We start from the raw sequence: 23,983 nt of genomic DNA, 5'->3' as shown, positions 1-23,983 counted from the left end.
TTTATTTTGCTGCAGATTTTGCCGCACCGGATGCCGCCAGTTTTTTATTCTTTTCAGACAGAGTCTTGATCAGGCCATCGATACCAGACTTGCTGATTTCTGCAGAAAAACTGCCTTTATAAGTTTCCACCAACCAGGCACCCAGAACATTGATGTCAAAGATTTTCCAGCCAGCTGGCAATTTTTCCAGGCGATAGTTCAGAACGATAGGCTCGCCGCGGCTTTGTATCACTTGGGAACGTACTTCCACTTCCGTATCTTCTGGGGCAGAACGCATAGGTTTGAACTCTACACGCTGATCCTTGACCTGTGAAATCGCGCCAGAATAAGTAAATACCAGCAGGGTACGGAACTCATTGGTCAATTGCTTTTGCTGTTCAGGCGTAGCTTCTTTCCAGCTCTTGCCTGCTGCCAGTGAAGTCATGCGTGGAAAATCGATGTAAGGCAGGATCTTGCTTTCCACCATGTCATAGACTTTCTTTTGATTGCCAGCTTGTATGTCTTTGTCATTCTTTGCCAGATCCAGAATTTCCTGGCTCAGGCGTTTGATGAGGACATCTGGCGCTTCCTGGGCTTGCGCCTGGGCTGCATTAGCCAGCATGGACAAGCCTAGCAGGCCAGCAAATACCAGTTTAAAAAATTTATTCACAGATCGTTTCATTTTTTGTTCCTATTTATGCAGTGTCTATACTGCCAGTTAACTTTGCAGGCACCAAACTGGTTGACGCCTCTTTACAATCCTTACAATTATTCACACCCGGAGTGGCGCTCCCCGAGTGGCGCTCCCGGAGAAGCGCTCCCCAAGCGGCGCCCTGCATGCCGCTCAATCCTCGTCAGGATTGATCTGACCAGCACGGCGCTGCAAATAGGCATCGCGGAAAAATACATACTTATCGAGTGCAGCTTCTTCCAGCAAACTACCGGCATCAAGTACCGATGCACGTTTATCAACCAGACGCACTACTGAACCTATGTTCTTGATATACATGGGGCGCTTGTAATACCACAAATCACCACGCATATCGACAGGTGTAGCCAGGGCATCACGCACGGTTGATGGCCCCAGTACGGGCAAGACCAGGTAAGGCCCAGACTTGACACCCCAGCGCCCTAAAGTCTGCCCAAAATCTTCATTATGCTTAGGCATGCCAGCCGCCGAACTTATGTCTATCAAACCACCTATACCTATGGTGGTGTTAATGGCAAAACGCATGACATCTGTGACACCATCATTGACCCTGCCTTGCAGCAGATTATTCACGGCATTCCAGACATCACCAATATTGCTAAAAAAATTACCCACACCAGTCTGTACAAAGCCAGGTGTAGCACTGCGATAAGCCTGGGCAACAGGCTTGACGACCGCCGTGTCGACCGTATCGTTGAAGCTGAACATGGTCCGGTTGAAGCCTTCGAGAGGATCACGCGGGTTCTTGCCTATATTGGTTTTCGTGCTCAAAACATCAAGTGTCTGATCAGCCTTGTCCTTGAATTTTTCTACTGTCACGGTACTGCAACCAGTCAGTAAAATACTGGCCAGTAAAAGGAACATGGCCAAGATCCTGCTATTGGCAGGAAATTTATCTGTTCGTGTCATTTTTTCTCTTCCGTATTGCCTTCTGCCGCCTTGCTGAACAAGAACTGACTAATCAGGTTTTCCAGCACGATGGCGTCTTGGGTAAATGTAATTCTGTCACCAGCAGCAAGTACTTCGTCTTTACTGCCTGCACTCAATCCTATGTATTGCTCACCGAGCAAACCCGCAGTCAAAATCTTGATTGATGAATCTTTAGGAAATTTGTAGCGTTTTTCCAATGCCAGGACGACAGTCGCCTGGTAAGTTTTGTCATCAAATTTGATTTCACTGACGCGGCCTATTACTACGCCAGCACTCTTCACTGCAGCTCTGGGCTTGAGTCCACCTATATTGTCAAAGCGCGCAGTTACAGTATAGGTCTGCTCAAACGATAAAGAACTTAAATTGCCTGCCTTGAGCGCCAGAAACAACAATGCCGCCGCACCCAGCAAAACAAACAGGCCCACCCAAAAGTCGAGAGATTTTTTTTGCATTTTTTTATCCGCCATTTCTTACAATTTTACCAAGCGCCCTGCTGCAGCACAGATCTTGGCAAATAATACATTTATACCGCCCATACGGCGCAAGCTGCGGGTCAGGACAGGATTATTGAAACATCCACGCAGTCAACAGGAAATCCAGCCACAACACCAGCAATGAAGAAATCACCACGGTTCTGGTGGTGGCACGCGCCACCCCCTCAGGAGTAGGCTGTGCTTCATAACCCTGGAACAATGCCACAAAGCTGACTGCAAAACCAAAGACTATGCTTTTGATGACGCCATTACCGATATCCTGGAACACTTCCACACCAGCCTGCATCTGCGACCAGAAAGCACCGTTGTCGACACCTATCAGTTTCACACCAACGACATAACCACCTATGATGCCCATGGCATTAAAGATGGAAGTCAGGACAGGCATGGCGATGATACCTGCCAGGAAACGCGGCGCCAGCACCCTTTGTATTGGATTGACTGCCATCATCTCCATCGCTGCCAGTTGTTCACCAGCCTTCATCAAGCCTATCTCTGCCGTCAGTGAAGTACCGGCACGGCCGGCAAACAGCAAGGCTGTTACTACCGGCCCCAGTTCACGCACCAGTGAGAGCGCGACCAGCAAACCCAGTGCTTCTTCAGAGCCATAACGGTTCAGGGTGTAATACCCCTGGTAAGCCAGCACGAAACCGACAAACAATCCCGATACGGCAATAATCACCATGGAGTAATTACCGATGAAATGGATCTGGTCTGTGACCAGGCGCGGCCTGCGCCACAAACCCAGGCAACTCGCCAGGATGGCAAAAAAACTGCGGGCTGCATAACCCACGTCATCCATGGTAGCCCTGACAAAACCGCCAATTTTTTCTACGATCATGGACGCTTCTCCAAACCCAGGTCCGCTTGCAGGGATGCACCAGGATAATGGAAAGGCACGGGGCCATCTGCCTCTGCATGCACGAATTGTTTTACATAAGGGTCTTCTGAGACCCGCATTTCTTCTGGTGTACCCTGCGCAACGATCTTGCCTTTGGACAGGAAGTAGACATAGTCAGCTATCGCAAAGGTTTCATTCACATCATGTGACACCAGGATGGAGGTAGACCCCAAAGCGTCGTTCAAGTTCCGTATCAAATTGGCAGCAACGCCCATGGAGATAGGATCAAGCCCGGCAAAAGGTTCGTCATACATGATTAATTCCGGGTCCAGCGCCACCGCACGGGCCAGGGCCACGCGTCTGGCCATACCACCCGATATTTCGGTAGGCATCAAACTGGCGGCATTGCGCAGGCCTACTGCCTGTAATTTCAGCAAGACCAGGTCACGTATCATGGCCTCGCTCAGATTGGTATGCTCGCGCATGGGGAAAGCCACATTATCAAAGACACTTAAGTCCGTGAACAGGGCCCCATGCTGGAACAGCATGCCCATTTTCCTGCGTATGGCATACAGGCCCTGGGTATCGAGCTCAGCAATTTCTTGCCCATTCACCTTGACGCTACCACGCTGGGCGCGGATTTGCCCGCCTATCAGGCGCAAGATCGTGGTCTTGCCCGAACCTGAACCACCCATGACGGCAATCAGCTTACCGCGTGGGAAATCCATACGGAGTTCAGACAGGATAGTCCGGTCTCCATATCCAAACTGGATATCGCGAATTTCTACAAGATTTGGCACAGCAATGGGAAGATAGTTTTATAAAAACTAGATTGTAATGCAGAAAGGCAAAGAGGGTTGTACAGACAACTATGACACAAAAACAACTAATTGACGAATATTCAGAATATTGGTTTTATTTCGATGAAAAAATGATAAAAGCCAATTTTTCAAAATTAAATTCAAATTCAAGCCTGGAAAATAAATTTTTTTAATGAACGGAAAGTCAGTTATTTAAAAATGCCTGGTCAGACTGATTTGTCATAGCCGATTTGCCTGCGATGTCACTCACAACAGCAAATCAGCCTGACATTAGCTCAGCCACCAAACCTATATACCTTCCACAGTAACTAGCGTGGCAAGACCGAATCCCCCATGAGGAAGGCATCGACTTCACGCGCGCATTGACGCCCTTCGCGTATTGCCCACACCACCAATGATTGACCGCGGCGCATGTCACCTGCGGCATAGACCTTGTCAACATTGGTCTTGTAGCAGCCAGCGCCATCTGTGGTCGCCCTGGCATTGCCGCGCGCATCTTTATCGACACCAAAAGCATCCAGCACTTGTTGTACCGGCGAGACAAAGCCCATGGCCAGCAAGACCAAGTCTGCTTTCATTTCAAATTCAGAATCTGGCACCTCTTGCATCTTGCCGTCTTTCCATTCCACGCGGCAGGCGATCAGTTTTTCTACTTTGCCAGCCTTGCCTTCCAGGCGCTTGGTTGCTACTGCCCAGTCACGGTCGCAACCTTCTTCATGCGAAGAAGAGGTGCGCAGTTTGGTTGGCCAGTAAGGCCAGACCATGGGTTTGTTTTCTTGCTCAGGCGGTTGCGGCATCAGTTCAAACTGGGCAACTGATTTGGCACCATGACGGTTGGAAGTACCTACGCAGTCAGAACCGGTATCACCACCACCAATGACAACAACATGCTTGCCACTGGCCATGATCTGGTCCTTGACCTTGTCACCGGCATTGACCTTGTTTTGCAGGGGCAAAAAGTCCATGGCGAAGTGCACACCTTTAAGCTCGCGTCCAGGCACAGGCAAGTCACGCGGGGTTTCTGCACCACCGGCGATGATGACGGCATCAAAGTCTTTTTGCAGCTGTTCAGGTGAAATGGTTTCCTTGGCCCAGTTGGTCACGGTTGCCGGGAAGTCCTTGCCGACGAATACGCTGGTGCGGAAAGTCACACCCTCTGCCACCATCTGATCGACGCGACGGTCGATGTGGGATTTTTCCATCTTGAAGTCAGGAATGCCATAACGCAGCAAGCCACCGACGCGGTCATTCTTTTCAAACACAGTCACATCATGGCCGACACGTGCCAGTTGCTGCGCCGCAGCCAGGCCCGCAGGGCCAGAACCAACCACGGCAATTTTTTTGCCTGTCTTGATGGATGGCACTTGCGGTAGGACCCAGCCGTTTTCCCAGCCTTTGTCGATGATGAAATGTTCTATCGACTTGATACCAACGGCATCGCTATTGATGCCGAGAGTACAGGCAGATTCACAAGGCGCAGGACAAATGCGACCTGTGAATTCAGGGAAGTTATTCGTTGAATGCAGGGTATCCAGCGCCAGTTTGTAATTGCCGTTGAACACCAGGTCATTCCAGTCGGGGATGATGTTGTTCACGGGGCAGCCGTTATTACAGAAAGGAATGCCGCAATCCATGCAGCGCGCTGCCTGTACTTTCGCCTGACCATCATCGAGATGTACCAGAAATTCCTTGTAATGCTTTTTGCGTGACTGTGGTGCTTCGCTTGCTTCCTGCAAACGCTGGTATTCCATGAAGCCGGTAACTTTACCCATTTTCTAACCTCAATTTTGTTGCGGGCATATGCCCTATCTGAATTTGAAATAAGCTGAAATAAGCTAAATAGTCTGGAAAACAAAGGAGGACGCGACCGCAGACTGACTGCGGCACGCTCACTCGACTATGCCGTGACTTTTTCCTTTTTCACAGCGAGCTGTTTGGCGGCATACATTTCACCCAGAGCGCGCTTGTATTCGGTAGGGAATACCTTGACGAACTTGGCACGGCTGCGGGCCCAGTCATCCAGCAAATTGCGCGCGCGGGTACTGCCTGTGTGTTTGAAATGACGCTCTATCAGATTGCGCAAGATGGCTTCATCGGTCTCACCCTCACCGCCACGCAGGCGGCTATGCCAGATCGACTTATCCAGGGTTGCCACTTGTACGTCACCAGCCAATACTGGCTCCAGTGTCACCATGGACATATTGCATTTGGCTTCGAATTCACCTTCAGGGTCATAGACATACGCGATACCGCCTGACATACCGGCAGCAAAGTTACGACCAGTGTTGCCCAACACGATGACCGTGCCGCCTGTCATGTATTCGCAGCCATGGTCGCCAGTACCTTCAACCACAGTCACCGCACCAGAATTACGTACCGCGAAACGTTCGCCGGCAACACCATTGATGAAGGCTTCACCAGAGATGGCACCGTACAGTACCGTGTTACCGCAGATGATGTTATCGACAGCCCAGCCGCGGAATTCTGTATTTGGGCGGATGATAATGCGACCACCGGACAAACCTTTGCCGACATAGTCATTACCTTCACCGACCAGGTCCAGCGTCACGCCATGCGCCAGGAAAGCACCGGCAGACTGGCCAGCCGTACCTTGCAACTGTATGTGGATAGTGTCATCCGGCAAACCGGCGTGACCATATTTTTTCGCTACTTCGCCAGACAACATCGTACCTACCGTGCGGTTCAGATTTTTGACTGGTGAAATGAAGGATACTTTTTCACCAGTGTCCAGGGCGATTTTTGCCTGGGCGATCAGCTTATTGTCGAGGGCTTTTTCCAGACCATGATCTTGCACATCAACATGGCGTATCGCTGCACCTTCTGCCAGTTCTGGCTGATAGAAGATGCGGCTAAAATCCAGCCCCTTGGCTTTCCAGTGCGATACGGCTTTGGATTTATCCAGCAGGTCAACACGGCCTATCAAATCGTCATAAGTGCGTATACCCAGCTGCGCCATGATCTGACGCAGCTCTTCAGCAACAAAGAAGAAGTAATTGACGACATATTCAGGTTTGCCAGAGAACTTGGCACGCAAGACCGGGTCTTGTGTTGCCACGCCTACCGGGCAAGTGTTCAGATGGCATTTGCGCATCATGATGCAGCCTTCGACCACCAGTGGTGCTGTCGCAAAACCAATTTCATCGGCACCCAGCATCGCTGCAATCGCGACGTCACGGCCAGTCTTCATCTGGCCATCAGCCTGCACACGCACGCGTCCACGCAAGCCATTCAAGACCAGGGTTTGCTGGGTTTCAGACAGGCCCAGTTCCCACGGTGTACCGGCATGCTTGATGGAAGACAAAGGTGAAGCACCAGTACCACCGTCATGACCGGCGATGACGACATGGTCAGCCTTGGCCTTGGAAACACCGGCAGCTACCGTGCCAACACCCACTTCAGACACCAGCTTGACCGAGATCGATGCTCTTGGATTGGCGTTTTTCAAGTCATGGATCAACTGCGCCAGATCTTCTATCGAATAAATATCATGATGCGGTGGTGGAGAAATCAAGCCCACACCTGGCACAGAGAAACGCAGCTTGGCGATGTATTCTGATACTTTGTGGCCTGGCAACTGGCCACCCTCGCCCGGCTTGGCACCTTGTGCCATCTTGATTTGTATCTGGTCGGCAGAGCTAAGATATTCAGCCGTGACGCCAAAGCGGCCCGATGCAACTTGCTTGATTTTCGAGCGCAGCGAATCACCATCCTGCAAAGGAATATCCACTTCTATCTGGTCCTTGCCTATGACAGAAGCCAGAGTCGCACCCTGCTTGATAGGGATGCCTTTCAGTTCTTGCTGGTAACGCGCAGGGTCTTCACCACCTTCACCAGTATTGGATTTACCACCTATGCGGTTCATGGCTACAGCCAGTGTCGCATGTGCTTCTGTACTGATGGAACCCAGAGACATCGCGCCAGTCGCGAAACGCTTGACGATTTCCTTCGCAGGTTCTACCTGGTCCAGTGCGATAGCTTTGCTTGGGTCTATCTTGAATTCAAACAAGCCACGCAAAGTCATATGACGCTTGCTTTGGTCATTGATGATCTGTGCGTATTCTTTATAAGAATTGTAGTTGTTGGCACGGGTGGAATGCTGCAGCTTGGCGATTGCATCCGGTGTCCACATATGATCTTCACCACGCACACGAAAGGCATATTCACCGCCAGCATCCAGGGAGTTTTCCAGTACCGGATCGGCACCAAAAGCAGCTTTATGCAAACGCAGGGCTTCCTCAGCAACTTCAAATACGCCTATGCCTTCTACATTCGATGCTGTGCCCTTAAAGTATTTATCAACCAGGGATTTGTTGAGACCAACTGCTTCAAAAATCTGCGCACCGCAATAAGACATATAGGTAGAGATACCCATTTTGGACATGACTTTCATCAAGCCCTTGCCGACTGCCTTGGTGTAGTTATAAACCGCTTTTTCTGCTGACAATTCACCCGACAAGTCCTTGGCCATATCGGCCAGTGTCTGCATCGCCAGGTAAGGATGGACAGCTTCTGCGCCATAACCTGCCAACAGGGCAAAGTGGTGAGTTTCGCGGGCAGAACCAGTCTCAACTACCAGACCAGTGGTGGTGCGCAAACCCTTGCTGACCAGATGCTGATGCACGGTAGAGGTGGCCAGCAAAGCCGGGATGGCAACATAGTTTGCATCCATCTTGCGGTCAGTGATGATCATGATGTTGTGGCCAGACTTGACCGCATCAACAACTTCCGCACAGATCGATGCCAGGCGTGCTTCGATACCGTCCTTTCCCCAGGCGATGGGATAGCAGATATCCAGCTCGTAAGACTTGAACTTGCCGCCAGTATTGGCGCTGATATTGCGCAGTTTGGCAATGTCAGCAAAATCCAGTATCGGTTGCGCTACTTCCAGACGCATGGGCGGGTTGATGTTATTGGTGTCCAGCAAATTCGGTTTCGGGCCGATGAAGGATACCAGCGACATCACCATCGCTTCGCGGATAGGGTCGATAGGTGGATTGGTCACCTGCGCAAACAATTGCTTGAAGTAGTTATACAGAGGCTTGAGCTTGTTCGACATGACGGCCAGCGAAGAATCATTGCCCATGGAGCCTATGGCTTCTTCACCTGCCAGTGCCATCGGTGCCATCAAGAACTTGAGGTCTTCCTGTGTATAACCAAAGGCTTGCTGCCTGTCCAGCAAAGTTGCTGAGTATTCTGTCTTGTCTTCTGCCGCCTTCAACTCATTGAGCTTGATACGGACGGACTTGATCCATTGTTTGTAAGGCTTGGCGTTGGCGTAAGTGTCCTTGATTTCCTTGTCATCAATGATGCGGCCAGCTTCCAGGTCGATGAGGAACATTTTGCCCGGTTGCAGACGCCATTTCTTGATGATCTTGGATTCTGGAATAGGCAAGACACCGGATTCAGATGCCATGACGACCAGGTCATCATCAGTGACGATATAGCGTGCCGGACGCAGGCCATTACGGTCCAGCGTGCCGCCGATCTGGCGGCCATCGGTAAAGGCCATGGCGGCTGGGCCGTCCCATGGTTCCATCATCGCTGCATGGTATTCATAGAAGGCGCGACGGTTTTCATCCATCATGGTGTGGTTTTCCCAGGCTTCCGGGATCATCATCATCATCGCTTGTGCAATTGGATAACCGGCCATGACCAGCAATTCCAGCGCATTGTCGAAACTTGCGGTGTCAGACTGGCCTTCAAATATCAGTGGATACAGTTTTTGCAGATCGTCGCCGAGTACTGCAGACTTCATGACGCCTTCACGGGCGCGCATCCAGTTGAAGTTGCCTTTAACGGTGTTGATTTCACCATTATGCGCAATCATGCGATAAGGGTGGGCCAGCGGCCATTCCGGGAAGGTATTGGTCGAGAAACGCTGATGCACCAGGGCCAGCGCAGAGACACAGCGCTCATCCTGCAAATCTTTATAGTAGACACCGACCTGGTCAGCCAGCAGCAAGCCCTTGTAGACGATGGTGCGGGCAGACATGGATGGCACGAAGTATTCTTTGCCATGCAAGAGATGCAGGGCTTCAATCGCATGCACGGCCGATTTGCGTATCACATACAGTTTGCGTTCCAGCGCGTCAGTCACCATGATGTCTGGGCCGCGACCGATGAAAATCTGGCGTATGACAGGTTCTTTTTCACGTACGGTAGGTGACATGGGCATGTCGCGGTCTACTGGCACGTCGCGCCAGCCCAGTACGACCTGGCCTTCTGCGCGCACGGCGCGTTCTATCTCTTGTTCGCAAGCCAGGCGGGATGCATGTTCCTTCGGCAGAAAGATCATGCCTACGCCATATTCACCCGGTGGCGGCAGATTGATACCCTGCTTGGCCATCTCTTCACGGTAGTACTGGTCTGGAATCTGGATCAGGATACCGGCACCATCGCCCATCAGGGCATCGGCACCGACCGCGCCCCTGTGGTCAAGATTTTTCAGAATCAACAAACCCTGGTCGACGATGGCATGTGTCTTCTTGCCTTTGATATGGGCAACAAAACCTACGCCACAGGCGTCATGTTCATTGGATGGGTCGTATAAACCTTGAGCGTGCATAGTGGATCTCCGGAGGACAATTTCAATATCAGGACTTACGTGAAACAGCTGTCGGCATGAATAGCTCTTTTGGCTATTCAGCAATTTTGCTGGCTGCGGATGGCAGCTTGATGACTTTGATTTGAAGGGTGATCAAACCGTGCTGGCCATGCTTCCGGGTAAGGGCATGGCGCTACGCTGGACAAATGTGCCAGGCATTCGTTGATGGTGAATACCGGCACGACAGTTTGGCGTAAATCCTGTCAGGACAAGACAGAGAATAGTGCACTGCAAAATATTGCGCAACTGGTTTAATTAGGGTCAGTGTCAAATTAAATAAACCATAATTTCAGGAATATTTAAATAGGGACATAGTAAAAATCAGCGTGCTTATTAGGTTTCTCAGTATTTGCATCAAGATTTTTCGGTATGGAAGCATCCTGCAGACCAGCTCATGTAAAAGAAAACTCAGACAATTCCCTGAGCTTTGCGGGGCCTGCCACGCTTGACTGGCTCTACCCGTCTCTCGGTCAGCTTACTCATTTCTGTCTTGAATTTGGCCGAGCCCAGCATCCAGGCCTTGGTGGTGGCCTGGGTAATTTCTGTAATTTGCTTGCTGGATAAACCATTTTCCAGGCTTTGCTTGTAGGCAGCTTCGCGCTGGAATGGGGTATTACCCAGGGCCCAATAGCAACTGTGGTCGGTAATCAGGGGATCTATCATCAACCCCACATGATGACAGTAACTGGACCAGGTGTAGTCGAGCAAATCCTGCACCAGACCAGCACGCTGAGGATTGCTTTCCAGATAAATACTGCAGGGGATGAAGTAAGTCGCAGACTCGATGACCGTGGCGCGGTAACGTCCCTGCCATAGCGTGCCTGTGCGCTGGTATTTGCGATTAAAATAAGGGACATAGTGCCGCCCCAGCCATTGCATCATCTTGCCCAGACCTGGCTCATCACCAGGTGTCAGCAGCAAATGCAAATGGTCAGGCATCAGCACATAGGCATGGATGGCGACATCAAACAGCTTGGCAGCTTGCTTGAGCCAGTCCAGAAAGCTGGCGTAATCCTCGGCATCCTGGAAAATCATGCTGCCAGCATTACCACGCTGGATAACATGATGTTGCTGATGCGGGATAACTAAACGGGCTAATCTGGCCATGTGTATGCAGGCAATCCAAAAGAGTCTGGATTGTGCTTGGCATCTGGCTATCTTGTCAAAACTTATCTATGCAAGCTCATTGGCAACAATATTGCTAATGACGCCATCAACAAATTAGACGCAGAACGACCAGCCATGCCCTCATCACAGGGCACGGGTCATGGTCTATATAGTCTTCTGGGAGGCGCTTCAGCTTTCCGGTATAGCCGGAAAGCCCGCAATCCCGCTTTATCAGGCCGCGATGAGTTCTTGAACCGGGCTTTTCAAGCGGAAAACTTTGAGTGCGCGGGATGCATCCGGCACTGCGACGATTTCTGGAGTACCAGTCATCAATTCAGAAATACGGCTTTTCAGGGCTTTTGCCTGGGTAGCCAGATTGAAATGCGCAGGACGTTGAGTCTGCACTATGCTCCAACGGGCTACAGGCGCATGGCCACTACCATCCAACAAGGATTTTTCACGCAACCAGTTCTCGAAAGAACGAGTAGTCATGTTGCTTTCTATCCAGATCAAATGATCGGAAGTCATTTTCTTGCTGTTGTCCGAAGGGCGAACCAGTATTTCGTAAATCATTTTCTGACTCCTTAAAGGGAAACTTTGCTTAAAGGAAGGTGTCAGCAAAGATTCTTTAGTCCAAAAACGCACTGATTCACGATTCAGTTGACATGCTAAGTTACAAAAACTGGGGTTTTTTCATATTTTTTTATGAAAAAATAATAAATAATGTGAAATTAAGCAGAAATTCCTGAATTTATTGTGTTTTTTTCAGCTATTTGTAACAAATTTGTAAGAGCGTGCTCAGGGATTGTAGCGAGCGTTAATGGAGTCTAAGCAACGTTCAGGACGACATTCAGGATAACAAGCGCTCAATGCAAAATGCTCATGTACCTTAGTACATGAGCATTTTGAACACTACGTGTATCCTGATTGCGCTCTCGCTTAAGATCGCAAACAGATTCTCAGCATCATTTAATGCGGGAAGCTTCCAGCACAAAACTCAGTTTGCCAAAGCGGGCACTGACTTCATCAAATTTCTTTTGTTTCTGTACATCAGTCAGGCTAGGGTTATTCAAGTTTTCACGCAAAAGACTGAACAATGTCAAATCAGCAATCGGTTTCAACTGAGCATCGGTAGAACGCTGGAAACCAGACAAATTCAGAATATCTTTCAGGACTGCGTGGGCTTGCTTTTGCTTGCCATAGTTCACAAAGAAATCTTCGACACGGGTTTTCAAGGCTGGTGACAAATCCTTGCGATACAAGATAGGATCATTTGGTATCAAAGGAGAAGTCCAGATGACACGTACTTTGCTGACCTGATCAGGTGCTTCCTTTTTCAGCCTGTCCATCTCTTCAGAGTTAAACGTGGCTACGTCAGCCTCACCATGCAAGATCGCCGCGAAATTGCTTTGATGGTTACCAACATTGACTTTCTTGAACAACTTGGCTGGTTCTATTTTATTTTTTGCAAACAAATAATAAGCAGGCACCAAATAACCAGAAGTTGATTTTTTATCGCCATCGGCAAAAACATAGACGCCAGGCTTGGCGGAAACATCATCAAAACTATTCAAACTGCTCTTGGCAGAAGCGATGAGCAGAGAGTTATAACCACGCGAGCCATCACTCTTGACCATTTGAGCAAATACAGTGGCCTTGCCATCTTCCACCGCATCCAGCGCCACTTTGCTGCTCAGCCAGGCGATTTGTATCTTGTTTTCTTTCAAGCCAGTGACGATGTCGCTGTAATTGGCTGAAATGGCAGCTGTCACTTCAGTGCCCGTACTTTTTGCCAGATCATCCAGCAAAGGCTGCCAGCGCTTGCGTGTGTCGTCTATGCTGGTGGTGGCAATCAAACCAACAGTGATTTTTTCTGCAGCTTGTGCAATAGAGAGAAGCATACTGCCCGCAAGCAGAGCCAGGCTAAGGATATTTTTGAACATAGGACCTCGATAGATAATACAAATACCCAAAGCATCAAGATGCTCATGACCGGTCAGACTTTGTATACGATAGCAGGCAAACAGGTGCCGTCAATGACGTACTTTGGGACAGGAATGGGGGCTGATTGGGTGCGCGCCAGATGAGTTCTGCACATCAATTAAGCAGAATTATAGCATCAGATGAATTAGGGCAACTATTTTCCATAAAGCAAGTTTTTTATTCGAGCCCGTTACCAAATGCTTATTTATTGCTGAAGAAATATGCAAAATCCCTCGTCGAGTTTGAAAGAGACGGCTGCAAAGCGTCTAAAAATAGAGTAAAACTAACTTACAAAATAAAACTCAAGCCATTGATTTTATTAAATATTTTATGAAATCAGCCAAACTTCCTGGCATTCAAGCGAGCACCATACAATGCTCATTCCACAGCAAACTTAGCCTTGTAGTTTTTGTTGTAATTTTACCCATTGAACAGCCGGAACTTGACAACTACTAGCGTAGTTGGAACGGCAGAACTCTTAAGATAATTGCAAGCATGCCCAAGCAATCTGCAATGCATACAGACAATTTACAGGGACAATTATTTATTTTGCGCAGCCAGTTCGCGTAACTTGTCTTTTTTGCTCTTGCGCTTGCCCTTGATACCGCCGCTTGGGGCTTCTGCCTCTTGCTCGATATTGTCATCTACAAGACTAGTCGGTTCAAAGCCGGGCATGGTTTCGCGCGCAACGCGCTTGTCCTGGCGTTTTTCTATCAGGCGGAAATGCATTTCCTGCTCAGCCAGGATAAAGCTGATCGCTGTACCACTGGCACCAGCACGGCCAGTACGACCTATGCGATGAATATAATCATCTGCCGAGCGCGGCAAATCATAGTTGACGACCGCAGGCAAGCCAGCCACGTCTATGCCGCGCGCAGCCAGATCGGTAGCAACCAGCACCTGTATGCGATTGGCTTTAAAATCGATCAGCATATGCTGGCGTGCACCCTGGCTGGCATCACCATTAAAAGCTTCAGCCTTGATACCGGCTTTTTTCAATTTATTGGAGACGGTATCGCTGGCGTATTTGGTGGCGACAAAGACCAGTACACGCTCCCATTGCTGCTCCTTGATCAGGTGCACCAGCAAACGGGTGCGCTTGTCAGCATCGACGGCGATTGCCCTTTGGGCAATGTCGGGCAGATTTTCGGTGAGATCAGCAATCGCGATACGCCTGGGTTCATGCAATAAAGCCAGGGCCAGTTTTTTTACTGCAGGTGAAAAGGTCGCCGAGAAAAACAGATTTTGTCGTTTAGCTGGCAATTGTTCCAGTATGCGCTTGATTTCATCGGCAAATCCCAGGTCCAGCAAGCGGTCTGCCTCATCCAGCACCACGGTCGTCACATCGCGCAATTGCAGCGCATTATTATCAAGCAAATCCAGCAAACGGCCAGGCGTGCTGATCACGATGTCAGCACCGCCACGCAAATGCATCATTTGCGGGTTGATAGAAGCACCACCATAAATCACGGCTATCTTCAGCTTCCTGGGTAAATGCTCGGCCAGGGCTTCCATGGTTTGTCCTACCTGCCCTGATAATTCACGCGTAGGTACCAGCACCAGCACTTTGACCTTGCGCTGCCTGCCACCCTCTTCCGCATCTTGCTGCAGGCGCTGTAATAGCGGCAAAGCAAAGGCTGCCGTTTTACCTGAACCGGTTTGCGCCAGCGCCATGACATCCTGATTTGCCAGCACGGCTGGTATGGCCTCAAGCTGCACCGCGGTTGGTGTTACGTACTGACGCGCGGCAATGGCTTGCAAGAGTTCGGGGATCAGGCCCAGGGAATCAAAATTCATGGATAAATATCAGGAAGAAAAATACAATCAGGATGGCAAGAGCAAGAATACAAATAACGCCAGGCCCAAAGAAAAGGAATTTTTATTTGGGAGTTATTCTATTAGCATGCCTGTATCAAAGCATGCAAGATCAAAGCATGCAGGCTGCAAGAATCCCCCCATTGTGTGAACATTGTAGTGCAAAACAGCTGGATGTCAGCATTTGCCTGGTTCAACAAGAGCTGCACCATATTTCCAGGAGTCCGTATTTTGACAACAATTACTTTGATACGGGCCGATCTGGCCCTTCAAAAACAAGTACTCATCGATCTCAATCTTGACTACATGGACTGGGTAGTAAAGCACGTAGAACAGCATTTTGGGCTCTCCACACAGGCCTTGCTAGGCATGACACTGGCAGAATATGTACCTGATGCGCTGGAGAAGATTTGCGGAAAAGATAACCCTGACAGCAGGTTTTATCTGTTCCAGGTAGATGGCCAGTTTGCCGCCATGGGGGGTATGCGCAGCCTTCCAGCTGGTGCAGGCAAGATAGCCGAGATCAAGCGCCTGTATGTCTTGCCCGCCTACCGCGGCTTGCATCTGGGTGAGCAACTATTGCAAGCCTTGCTGACCGATGCGCGCACGCTTGGCTATCAAACTGCATGCCTGGACAGCGCCCCTTTCATGCATGCCGCCCACCGCCTGTATGAAGCAGCAGGCTTTAAAGATTGCCCAGCTTACGAAGGTGCCGAAGTACCCGCAGCTTTGCATGCGGGCTGGCGCTTTATGGAGATGAGCTTATAAACTCACATCTATCGTCTTCGACTCAATTCCCCCTGCGTACCAGGACAGGATCAGGTCTGTATACTGCAGGCATGACACGCTTCAAGTTCTCAACCTTGGGAACATCGTTGATGGCGATATAGGGTTCAGTGGGATGCAGGGTCAGATAATTCTGGTGATAAGCCTCGGCTGGAAAAAATCCTGTGTCTGCTTCCAGGGTAGTCGCCAGCTTGCTGCGGAAGGCGTGCGAGGCATTCAGATGGGCGATGTATTTTTCTGCCACCTCTCGTTGTGCAGGCGTAGCCGGAAAAATCGCGGAACGGTATTGCGTGCCGCTATCCGGCCCCTGGCGGTTCAACTGGGTAGGGTCATGCGCGACTGAGAAAAATATCTGCAATAGCTTGCCATAGCTGATCTGGGATGGATCATAGCTCACCTGCACCGCTTCTGCATGGCCGGTTGCACCTGACCCCACCTGTTCATAATGCGCAGTCGCGGCCTTGCCACCGGCATAGCCCGAGACTGCATTGCTGACGCCTTTCACATGCTGGAATACACCCTGCACACCCCAGAAGCAGCCACCGGCAAAAATTGCAGTCTCGGTTTTGGCGTTTCCTGCTGGCGCGTCCACCGCTGGCGCAGCAATGACTACTGCAGCTTCGCCAGCGCGCACCTGGTCATTGAAAACCAGTGTTGCGGCGACACCGCCTATGCCCAGCACCAGGGCTGTGAATCTGTTTGCTAATTTCATGTCGTACTCCTCGTAGAAGGAAAATCAACCAAAAGTGAAGGCATATGCCTCTACTGCTGGATCAAGAAACTCTATACTGAAAGTGTGCTCGGCCACTTTGCCGGACTGCCGCAACAGTTGGTACAAGCGCTGAGCAGTCACCGTGCCAGTTCCATCTGCTGCTACGTCACTGCCATGCGCTGCACCAGGTGCTGCACCGTCGATAGTGACGCGAAAGCGCACGGGCTTGCCGTCCTTGCCTGGCCCCAGCACCAGATGCAGGTCACGGGCATGGAAGCGGTAAGTGATGCGCCCACCCTTTTGCGTCAGGGCTGCATGTTCTTCCTGCACCTTCCAGCTACCTGCCAGACCCCATTGATTCAGTGACAGTTGCGCTGGCAGGCTGTAATCGGCACTACTGTTTTTCTGTACGCCACCAGCTGAAACAAAGTTTTGCACGCGGCTGTAACCAAGGTAAGTTTCTGGCGATTTCACCTGGCTATCGTCCGCCGCCATTTGTGCACCAGCCGCCCCAGTCTCGATGACGACATCATTGGCGACATTTTTCTGGCCAGCTTCTTCCAGCAATTGCTGTATCACCTGCTCAGATTGCACATAGTCGCCTTCGCCAAAATGATGGTGGCGTATGCGGCCAGTGGCATCGATAAAATAATGCGCAGGCCAGTACTTGTTGCCAAATGCACGCCAGATTGCATAGTTATTATCGATGGCAACCGGGTAGCTGATACCAAGGTCACGAACGGCCTTGCTGACATTGGCTGGGTCACGCTCAAAGGCAAATTCAGGCGCGTGTACACCGATCACGACCAAACCCTGGTCACGGTATTTCTTGGCCCAGGCCTGCACATAGGGCAGGCTGCGCAGACAGTTGATGCAAGAGTAAGTCCAGAAATCGATGAGCACGACCTTGCCTTTGAGCTCTTGCGCAGTCAGTGGTTTGGAGTTGAGCCATTGTGTTGCACCATCCAACGCTGGCATGACCCCTTCTTCTGGCAAAGCGCCCGCTGTAGCTGCATTGCTACCATGGGCAGACATCATGGCATTCGATGGTGCCATGGTATTGGATGCCATTTGCTTGTTCGATGCCATCATGGCGTTGGATGCCATCATTGCATTCGAGGCCATCATCGCCCCCAGCTGAGGTGCGGTCTGTGTTGGTGCAGAATTGGCTTGTGCATCCGGTGAATTTGGCAAATCTGGTGAAAAGCGATCTATCAATTGCTGTTCCAGTCCTGAGGTAGCAACTGTGGACAGGCGTGTCAGCAAGCCAGTATCCAGGCCCAGCGCAATCGCAGCAACACCGGCTATCATGGCAAGGCCCAGGATACGGCGTATCCACTCACCAGCTCCCAGCGAGCGTTTCATCGCGGCAAATACCTTGCCACCTATCAGCAAGGCAACTGCCAATGAAGTCGCGGCACCAGCAGCGTAAGCCAGCAGCAAGAAAGTTGTCTGTGCACTGGCACCATTCAACGCAGCACCGGTAAGCAGCAGACCCAGTACAGGACCAGCGCAGGGTGCCCACAACAGGCCCGTCGCCACGCCCAGCAAGAGTGATGACCCAACGCCACCACCATCCGCCTGCGCGGAATTGGAAAGACGATCACCCGCAGCCACCAGCGGCTTGGTGAGCTTGTCTGCCAGATGCGGGAACAATAGCGTCAGACCAAAGAAAGCCAGCAAGGCCATCGCCAGCCAGCGGCCATACTGGTTAGTCTGCAATACCCAGTTACCTCCCACCGCAGCCAGCGTGGCCACGGCAGCAAAGGTCAGCGCCATGCCCACCAGCAAGGGCAAGCCACTGCGGCGGAAAGGCTGGCCGGTGCGTGCGAAGACAAAGGGCAACACCGGCAGGATGCAGGGGCTGAGTATGGTCAACACACCACCAAGATAAGAAATAAGTATCAACAACATGTTTGCTTTCTATATACCGTTCAGGCTCAATCAAACTTAATTACGCTTTACCTGGTGTGAATGTCATCGCTACGCCATTCATGCAATAGCGCAAGCCGGTAGGACGCGGGCCGTCATCAAATACATGGCCGAGATGACCGCCACAACGGCGGCACAATACTTCTGTACGCAGCATGCCGAAAGTAGTGTCGGTCACATTGCTGACGGCGCGTTCTAGCGGCGCATAAAAACTGGGCCAGCCAGTACCGCTGTCAAATTTGGTCTTGGATGAAAACAATGGCAGCTGGCAAGCAGCGCAATTGAACTGGCCACTACGGTGTTCATCATTGAGCGGGCTGGTGAAGGCGCGCTCAGTGGCACCACGGCGCAAGACTTCATATTGCATGCCAGTCAGCAGGCGACGCCATTCGGCATCGGTATGCTGCACTTCAAACACATTACCCACAGGGGCAGCTGACAGCATGCGGCTCATGGCCAGCAGACTGCCGGTCAGTAGAAATTGACGTCGGTTTTGCATATATCCTCCTTGGTGTTTGTACTGCATCTGCGCCATGGTTCTTATTGTGCGCTTCAATCGCTGTCCAAGTCTTCACGTAAAGTTAAACGATTTGTGATACTTTTTTATTCACAAATCCTGCACAATGAAGGCATTCAGCCAGCCGGAGACTATGTGGATACAGCTAAACATATATTGATCGTCGAAGATGACATGCCCATCGCCGACCTGCTGCGCCTGCACATGAAGGACGAGGGTTATCAGGTCACGCATTGCGCTGATGGCAGACAGGGTCTCGCACAATTGCGTGCTGGCAACTGGGACGCCCTCATCCTCGACATCATGCTGCCCGGTGTCGATGGGCTGGAAATCTGCCGCCAGGCGCGCGCCATGGAAAACTATGTTCCGATTATCATCATCAGCGCCCGTTCCAGCGAGGTGCACCGCATCCTGGGTCTGGAACTGGGGGCAGACGATTACCTGGCCAAACCCTTCTCGGTGCTGGAGCTGGTGGCCCGCGTCAAGGCCATGCTGCGGCGTGCCGATGCGATGGACAAAAGCCGCCGCATCGAAGCTGGTGATGTAGCCGTAGATGGCGTAGCCCTGTCACCAGTGACACGCATTGCCACTGCCGATGGCAAGTTGCTGGACCTGACACCGCGTGAATTTGACTTGCTCTATTTTTTTGTGCGCCACCCCGGCCAGGTCTATTCACGCCTGGATTTGCTCAACAAGGTCTGGGGTTATGAACATGAGGGGTATGAACACACCGTCAATACTCACATCAACCGCCTGCGCGCCAAGATAGAGAGCAACCCGGCAGAACCGCAGCGCATACTGACGGTATGGGGCAAGGGTTATCGTTATGCACTGCCGGGAGAGGCGACGTGAAGCTGACCTTGTCCCAGCGCCTGTCGCTGGTATTTTCTGTATTGCTGCTGGCCAGTTGCGGTGTATCTGCGTGGTTGCAGATACGCGCCAATGATATGCGCGAGATGGAAGTGGTGCAAGGCCTGTCACGCGGCCTGGCGGGCAGCATCGCTGTCAATGCGCAATTGACAGGTACAGAAGACATGGGGCCGGATTCTATACGCCGCCTGTTTGATCAGTTAATGACCGTCAACCCCAGTGTAGAAGTCTATCTGCTTGATGAGACCGGCAAGATCATCGGCAATGCAGCACCACCTGGCCGTGTGAAGCGCCAGCAGGTCGATCTTGCACCGGTACGTAAATTCCTGGATGGTCGCATGCTGCCTATACTCGGTGATGACCCGCGCAGCTCCATTGGGCGCAAAGTATTCAGCGCGGCGGCATTACGCAGCAACAGACCCGAGATGCATTACATCTATGTGATACTGCAAGGCGAAGAGCATGACCGCTATGTTGCGCATGCGGGCATCAATGCGGTATTGCGTGTCACCCTGTTCTCCATGGCGCTGGTGGCCTTGCTGACCCTGGTGGCAGGCTGGGCCGCACTGCGCTGGGTCACTCGCCCCCTGCACAAGCTGGCCGATACCATGCGCCGCTTTGATACCCAGGCTGAACAGCCCGTCGTACCGCCACCATCAGCACAGGCTGCCAACCAGCGCGATGAAATCGCCGTACTGGAAACCAGTTTTGGGCAAATGGCGACGCGCATCAATGAGCAATGGCATACATTGAAGCAGATGGATCATGACAGACGCGAAGTGGTGGCAAATATCTCACACGACCTGCGCACGCCACTGACATCCATCCACGGTTACCTGGAAACCCTGGCCGCCAGAGATGCGACGCTGGATGCAGCTGAGCGCCAGCGCTATCTGGCGATTGCACTGGGCCAGAGCCGCAAGGTCGGCCGTCTGGCGCAAGCCCTGTTTGATCTGGCAAAGCTAGAACATGGCGGCGTCGCACCTGAACCGGAAGCCTTCATGCTGAATGATCTGATACAGGATGTGTTTGAAAAGTTTGAACTGCAGGCGCAAACCGGCCAGGTCAGGCTGGCAGCAGAGCTGGCCGGTAATGCCATGGTGATGGCAGACCTAGGTATGATAGAGCGGGTGCTGACCAATCTGATCGACAATGCCATACGCCACACGCCTGCTGGCGGCACTGTGACTGTCATTATCGACAAACAGCCGCCAACGGTGGACATTTGCATCCGCGACACTGGCCCCGGCATCCCGGCGAATTTACTGGACCAGCTCTTCAAGCGCCCTTTTGCCCTCAGTGGCGGCAGCCATGGGGGTGGGCTCGGGCTGCTGATCGTACACCGCATCTTGCAACTGCATCATCGCAGTATAGAATTGCGTAGTGAGGCCGGAGGCGGTGCCTGCTTCTGCTTTGCATTACCATTGGCAGCATCAGTAAACGCGACAACCTGAGAAATCAACAATCAACGTGGGAGAATTGTCATGCAAATCATCAGCATCCTGGCCTTTGCTGGTCATAGTGAAGCCGCCATACAATTTTATGTCGAGGCACTAGGTGCAGAAGTCATCACCCTGATGCGCTGGAAAGACAGCCCCGACCCGGCAATGCACACTGTCTCATCCGACCCGAACAAGATCATGCATGCATCATTTCGCATCGGCGACACCATACTGATGGCAACGGACGGCATACAAACCCTGGCCCAGCCTGACATCAAGGGCGTCACACTGAATCTTGAAGCCAGGGATGATGCAGAAGCCAGGCAGTTATTCGCTGCCCTCAGCGAGGGCGGGCAAGTACAGATGCCTTTGGCAAAAACTTTCTGGACCTCATTGTCCGGTATGGTGACAGATCGCTTTGGTGTGTCGTGGATGGTGAATGTGGCGCAGGCATAGGGCTTGCAATAAATAGCCATGCGTTTGCTAAATCTGACAGAAAGAATTTTATGACTATCCATACGCTTGCAGGCCAATTATCACCAGACTCTGCGCTGGTCGATGTGAACCAGCTCATCGCTGCTTATTACCAACAAATCCCTGATGCACAGGTCGCTGCGCAAAGGGTGGCATTTGGCACATCCGGCCATCGCGGTTCATCGTTCCAGACCAGCTTCAATGAACATCATGTACTCGCCATCACCCAGGCGATTTGTGAATATCGCCAGCAGCAGGGTATCAGTGGCCCCTTGTTCCTTGGGATTGATACCCATGCATTGTCGGAACCGGCACGCATCAGCGCGATAGAAGTGCTTGCCGCCAATGGCGTCAACGTCATGCTGTCCGTCGGGGACGAATATACGCCTACACCCGCTGTATCGCTGGCCATACTGATGTATAACCGCGGTCGCCATACTGTTAATGGTATTGAGCAAAACACCGGCCTGGCCGATGGCATCGTCATTACACCCTCTCACAATCCACCCGACAATGGCGGCTTTAAATACAATGCCATCAATGGCGGCCCGGCAGATACGGCATGCACCGACTGGATAGGCAAGCGCGCCAATGAACTCATGGCAACCAATTTGCAGGGCGTGCAACGCATGCTCCTGGAGCGGGCGCTACATGCGGACACGACGCATCGTTACGACTTCATGAACACCTACGTGAGCGAGCTTGAACAGATCATTGATCTGGCCGCGATACGCCAATCTGGCATACGCCTGGGCGTCGACCCACTTGGTGGTGCTGGCGTGCATTACTGGGGCCGCATCGCCGAAAAATATCAGATAGACCTGACCGTAGTCAGTGATATCGTTGACCCGACTTTCCGTTTCATGCCGCTGGACTGGGACGGCAAGATACGCATGGACCCATCATCACCCTACGCCATGCGCCGCCTGCTGGACATACAAGCAGATTTTGATATTGCCTTTGCCTGCGACACCGATCATGACCGCCATGGCATCGTCACACCCGGCGCTGGCCTGATGACGCCAGACCACTATCTAGCCGTCGCCATTGACTACCTGTTCCAGCATCGCCCAGCCTGGGGTAGCACGCCCGGCATAGGCAAAACCGTGGTCAGCAGCCGCATGATAGAACATGTGAGCAAACGACTGGGACGCAAGCTATACGATATGCCAGTCGGCTTCAAATGGTTCGCCCCCGGCCTGTTTGATGGCAGCCTGGGTTTTGGTGGCGAAGAAAGCGCCGGCGCCAGCTTTGTACGCATGGACGGCAGCGCATGGACAACAGACAAAGACGGCATAGTCGCCGCCCTGCTGGCAGGCGAAATAAAAGCAAAAACCGGACGCGACCCCGGCCAGCTATATGAGCAGCTCACACAGGAATTTGGCAAACCCGTCAGCATACGCGTAGAAGCCCCCGCCACCCCGGCCCAGAAAAAAGCCCTGTCCAAGTTATCCCCAAAACAGATCACCAGCAAATTGCTGGCAGGCGACACCATCACAGACATACTCACCACTGCCCCCGGCAACATGACCGCCATAGGCGGCGTGAAAGTCATCACCAACAACGGCTGGTTCGCTGCCCGTCCATCAGGAACTGAGGAAATCTACAAGATCTATGCGGAGAGTTTCAAGGGTGAACAGCATTTGCATGAGATAGTGGCGGAGGCGCAGGGGATTGTGGATTTGGCGCTGACTTAAACAGGACAGGGAGGCGAAATTAATTTGCCTCCCGCTAAGTCCATAAAGCCCATCTCACCTTCACCAGACGTAGCAACATCTGCGTTTCTATCTCATAACTCTCTTGATCAGGAATATCCGGCTCACTGTAAGAAAGCCGCTTCTCATACAATTATTTAATTTCTTTCTTTGCGCAGCGAGGTCTTTCATCCACATAGAGATCTACATGTCCGAAGAGAAGCTGTTCTTTCTCTATGCAAGCCGTCGGAA

Annotated in this window: 20 protein-coding genes; 6 read left to right on the top strand and 14 right to left on the bottom strand. The window is 51.6% G+C overall.

What is annotated here, in order from left to right:
- Position 1: 1 nt before the first annotated feature.
- From ACO0LF_RS08855 to ACO0LF_RS08805, 11 genes are all read right to left on the bottom strand, one after another.
- Positions 2 to 649, bottom strand: coding sequence for an MlaC/ttg2D family ABC transporter substrate-binding protein (locus ACO0LF_RS08855; protein ID WP_423013747.1), 648 nt, complete (start codon positions 647 to 649; stop codon positions 2 to 4).
- A gap of 174 nt (positions 650 to 823) precedes the next feature.
- A complete protein-coding gene (locus ACO0LF_RS08850) occupies positions 824 to 1,552 on the bottom strand; it encodes an MlaA family lipoprotein (RefSeq protein ID WP_423013892.1) in 729 nt (242 codons plus the stop codon).
- Between the two features lie 41 nt (positions 1,553 to 1,593).
- Positions 1,594 to 2,070: an outer membrane lipid asymmetry maintenance protein MlaD gene (gene mlaD, locus ACO0LF_RS08845; RefSeq protein WP_423013746.1), complete on the bottom strand. Its 477-nt coding sequence runs from the start codon at positions 2,068 to 2,070 to the stop codon at positions 1,594 to 1,596.
- Between the two features lie 112 nt (positions 2,071 to 2,182).
- On the bottom strand, positions 2,183 to 2,953 hold the full coding sequence (mlaE, locus tag ACO0LF_RS08840) for a lipid asymmetry maintenance ABC transporter permease subunit MlaE (RefSeq protein WP_423013745.1): 771 nt from the start codon (positions 2,951 to 2,953) through the stop codon (positions 2,183 to 2,185).
- Positions 2,950 to 3,753: an ABC transporter ATP-binding protein gene (locus tag ACO0LF_RS08835; RefSeq protein ID WP_423013744.1), complete on the bottom strand. Its 804-nt coding sequence runs from the start codon at positions 3,751 to 3,753 to the stop codon at positions 2,950 to 2,952. Before ACO0LF_RS08835 ends, mlaE begins: the two co-directional genes overlap by 4 nt.
- Before the next feature lie 329 nt (positions 3,754 to 4,082).
- Positions 4,083 to 5,546 carry a glutamate synthase subunit beta gene (locus ACO0LF_RS08830; protein ID WP_423013743.1) on the bottom strand — a complete coding sequence of 488 codons (1,464 nt, stop codon included), beginning with the start codon at positions 5,544 to 5,546 and terminating at the stop codon, positions 4,083 to 4,085.
- A 125-nt stretch (positions 5,547 to 5,671) separates the two neighbouring features.
- Positions 5,672 to 10,360 (bottom strand): glutamate synthase-related protein, encoded by a 4,689-nt coding sequence (locus ACO0LF_RS08825; RefSeq protein WP_423013742.1) that lies wholly within the window; start codon positions 10,358 to 10,360, stop codon positions 5,672 to 5,674.
- A gap of 447 nt (positions 10,361 to 10,807) precedes the next feature.
- A complete protein-coding gene (locus ACO0LF_RS08820) occupies positions 10,808 to 11,506 on the bottom strand; it encodes a transposase (protein ID WP_423013741.1) in 699 nt (232 codons plus the stop codon).
- 231 nt (positions 11,507 to 11,737) lie between these two features.
- Complete coding sequence (locus ACO0LF_RS08815; protein ID WP_423013740.1) at positions 11,738 to 12,079, bottom strand: hypothetical protein; 342 nt, start codon at positions 12,077 to 12,079, stop codon at positions 11,738 to 11,740.
- A 392-nt stretch (positions 12,080 to 12,471) separates the two neighbouring features.
- Entirely contained in the window at positions 12,472 to 13,449 is a 978-nt protein-coding gene (gene phnD / locus ACO0LF_RS08810; protein WP_423013739.1) for a phosphate/phosphite/phosphonate ABC transporter substrate-binding protein, read from the bottom strand.
- 580 nt (positions 13,450 to 14,029) lie between these two features.
- Entirely contained in the window at positions 14,030 to 15,286 is a 1,257-nt protein-coding gene (locus tag ACO0LF_RS08805) for a DEAD/DEAH box helicase (protein ID WP_423013738.1), read from the bottom strand.
- On the opposite strand from ACO0LF_RS08805, the gene ACO0LF_RS08800 reads away from it, so the two are divergent.
- Together ACO0LF_RS08800 and ACO0LF_RS08795 are read left to right on the top strand one after the other, a co-directional pair.
- Complete coding sequence (locus ACO0LF_RS08800) at positions 15,285 to 15,455, top strand: hypothetical protein (RefSeq protein WP_423013737.1); 171 nt, start codon at positions 15,285 to 15,287, stop codon at positions 15,453 to 15,455. The two genes, ACO0LF_RS08805 and ACO0LF_RS08800, sit on opposite strands and share 2 nt — an antisense overlap.
- 80 nt (positions 15,456 to 15,535) lie before the next feature.
- Positions 15,536 to 16,072, top strand: a complete 537-nt coding sequence (locus tag ACO0LF_RS08795; RefSeq protein ID WP_423013736.1) for a GNAT family N-acetyltransferase — start codon at positions 15,536 to 15,538, stop codon at positions 16,070 to 16,072.
- A 22-nt stretch (positions 16,073 to 16,094) separates the two neighbouring features.
- Here ACO0LF_RS08795 and msrA read toward each other — a convergent pair whose 3' ends face one another.
- The 3 genes from msrA to msrB are packed head-to-tail and all read right to left on the bottom strand — an operon-like array spanning position 16,095 to position 19,233.
- Positions 16,095 to 16,802: a peptide-methionine (S)-S-oxide reductase MsrA gene (gene msrA, locus ACO0LF_RS08790; protein ID WP_423013735.1), complete on the bottom strand. Its 708-nt coding sequence runs from the start codon at positions 16,800 to 16,802 to the stop codon at positions 16,095 to 16,097.
- A 24-nt stretch (positions 16,803 to 16,826) separates the two neighbouring features.
- Entirely contained in the window at positions 16,827 to 18,716 is a 1,890-nt protein-coding gene (locus ACO0LF_RS08785) for a cytochrome c biogenesis protein DipZ (RefSeq protein ID WP_423013734.1), read from the bottom strand.
- A 40-nt stretch (positions 18,717 to 18,756) separates the two neighbouring features.
- Positions 18,757 to 19,233 (bottom strand): peptide-methionine (R)-S-oxide reductase MsrB, encoded by a 477-nt coding sequence (msrB, locus tag ACO0LF_RS08780; protein WP_423013733.1) that lies wholly within the window; start codon positions 19,231 to 19,233, stop codon positions 18,757 to 18,759.
- Between the two features lie 153 nt (positions 19,234 to 19,386).
- Between msrB and ACO0LF_RS08775 the strand changes: the two genes are divergently transcribed.
- From ACO0LF_RS08775 to pgm, 4 genes are read left to right on the top strand one after another with little or no spacing between them, the layout of a single operon-like run.
- Positions 19,387 to 20,103 (top strand): response regulator transcription factor, encoded by a 717-nt coding sequence (locus ACO0LF_RS08775; RefSeq protein WP_423013732.1) that lies wholly within the window; start codon positions 19,387 to 19,389, stop codon positions 20,101 to 20,103.
- A complete protein-coding gene (locus tag ACO0LF_RS08770) occupies positions 20,100 to 21,575 on the top strand; it encodes a HAMP domain-containing sensor histidine kinase (protein WP_423013731.1) in 1,476 nt (491 codons plus the stop codon). Before ACO0LF_RS08775 ends, ACO0LF_RS08770 begins: the two co-directional genes overlap by 4 nt.
- A 30-nt stretch (positions 21,576 to 21,605) precedes the next feature.
- Entirely contained in the window at positions 21,606 to 22,019 is a 414-nt protein-coding gene (locus ACO0LF_RS08765) for a VOC family protein (protein ID WP_423013730.1), read from the top strand.
- A gap of 50 nt (positions 22,020 to 22,069) precedes the next feature.
- Positions 22,070 to 23,734 carry a phosphoglucomutase (alpha-D-glucose-1,6-bisphosphate-dependent) gene (gene pgm, locus ACO0LF_RS08760; RefSeq protein ID WP_423013729.1) on the top strand — a complete coding sequence of 555 codons (1,665 nt, stop codon included), beginning with the start codon at positions 22,070 to 22,072 and terminating at the stop codon, positions 23,732 to 23,734.
- Positions 23,735 to 23,983: the final 249 nt, after the last annotated feature.

It is taken from the genome of Undibacterium sp. Di27W, assembly GCF_049340345.1.
GTDB lineage: Bacteria > Pseudomonadota > Gammaproteobacteria > Burkholderiales > Burkholderiaceae_D > Undibacterium.
This window is presented reverse-complemented; position numbering and strand designations above follow the sequence as displayed.

Bases quoted from the DNA above. Each gene is read 5' to 3' on its own strand.
- ACO0LF_RS08830 (WP_423013743.1), bottom strand. From the start codon at position 5,546: ATGGGTAAAGTTACCGGCTTCATGGAATACCAGCGTTTGCAGGAAGCA.
- ACO0LF_RS08800 (WP_423013737.1), top strand. From the start codon at position 15,285: ATGGATAAATATCAGGAAGAAAAATACAATCAGGATGGCAAGAGCAAG.
- pgm (WP_423013729.1), top strand. From the start codon at position 22,070: ATGACTATCCATACGCTTGCAGGCCAATTATCACCAGACTCTGCGCTG.
- msrB (WP_423013733.1), bottom strand. From the start codon at position 19,233: ATGCAAAACCGACGTCAATTTCTACTGACCGGCAGTCTGCTGGCCATG.
- ACO0LF_RS08765 (WP_423013730.1), top strand. From the start codon at position 21,606: ATGCAAATCATCAGCATCCTGGCCTTTGCTGGTCATAGTGAAGCCGCC.
- ACO0LF_RS08805 (WP_423013738.1), bottom strand. From the start codon at position 15,286: ATGAATTTTGATTCCCTGGGCCTGATCCCCGAACTCTTGCAAGCCATT.
- ACO0LF_RS08825 (WP_423013742.1), bottom strand. From the start codon at position 10,360: ATGCACGCTCAAGGTTTATACGACCCATCCAATGAACATGACGCCTGT.
- ACO0LF_RS08820 (WP_423013741.1), bottom strand. From the start codon at position 11,506: ATGGCCAGATTAGCCCGTTTAGTTATCCCGCATCAGCAACATCATGTT.
- msrA (WP_423013735.1), bottom strand. From the start codon at position 16,802: ATGAAATTAGCAAACAGATTCACAGCCCTGGTGCTGGGCATAGGCGGT.
- mlaD (WP_423013746.1), bottom strand. From the start codon at position 2,070: ATGCAAAAAAAATCTCTCGACTTTTGGGTGGGCCTGTTTGTTTTGCTG.
- mlaE (WP_423013745.1), bottom strand. From the start codon at position 2,953: ATGATCGTAGAAAAAATTGGCGGTTTTGTCAGGGCTACCATGGATGAC.
- ACO0LF_RS08785 (WP_423013734.1), bottom strand. From the start codon at position 18,716: ATGTTGTTGATACTTATTTCTTATCTTGGTGGTGTGTTGACCATACTC.
- phnD (WP_423013739.1), bottom strand. From the start codon at position 13,449: ATGTTCAAAAATATCCTTAGCCTGGCTCTGCTTGCGGGCAGTATGCTT.
- ACO0LF_RS08815 (WP_423013740.1), bottom strand. From the start codon at position 12,079: ATGATTTACGAAATACTGGTTCGCCCTTCGGACAACAGCAAGAAAATG.
- ACO0LF_RS08850 (WP_423013892.1), bottom strand. From the start codon at position 1,552: ATGTTCCTTTTACTGGCCAGTATTTTACTGACTGGTTGCAGTACCGTG.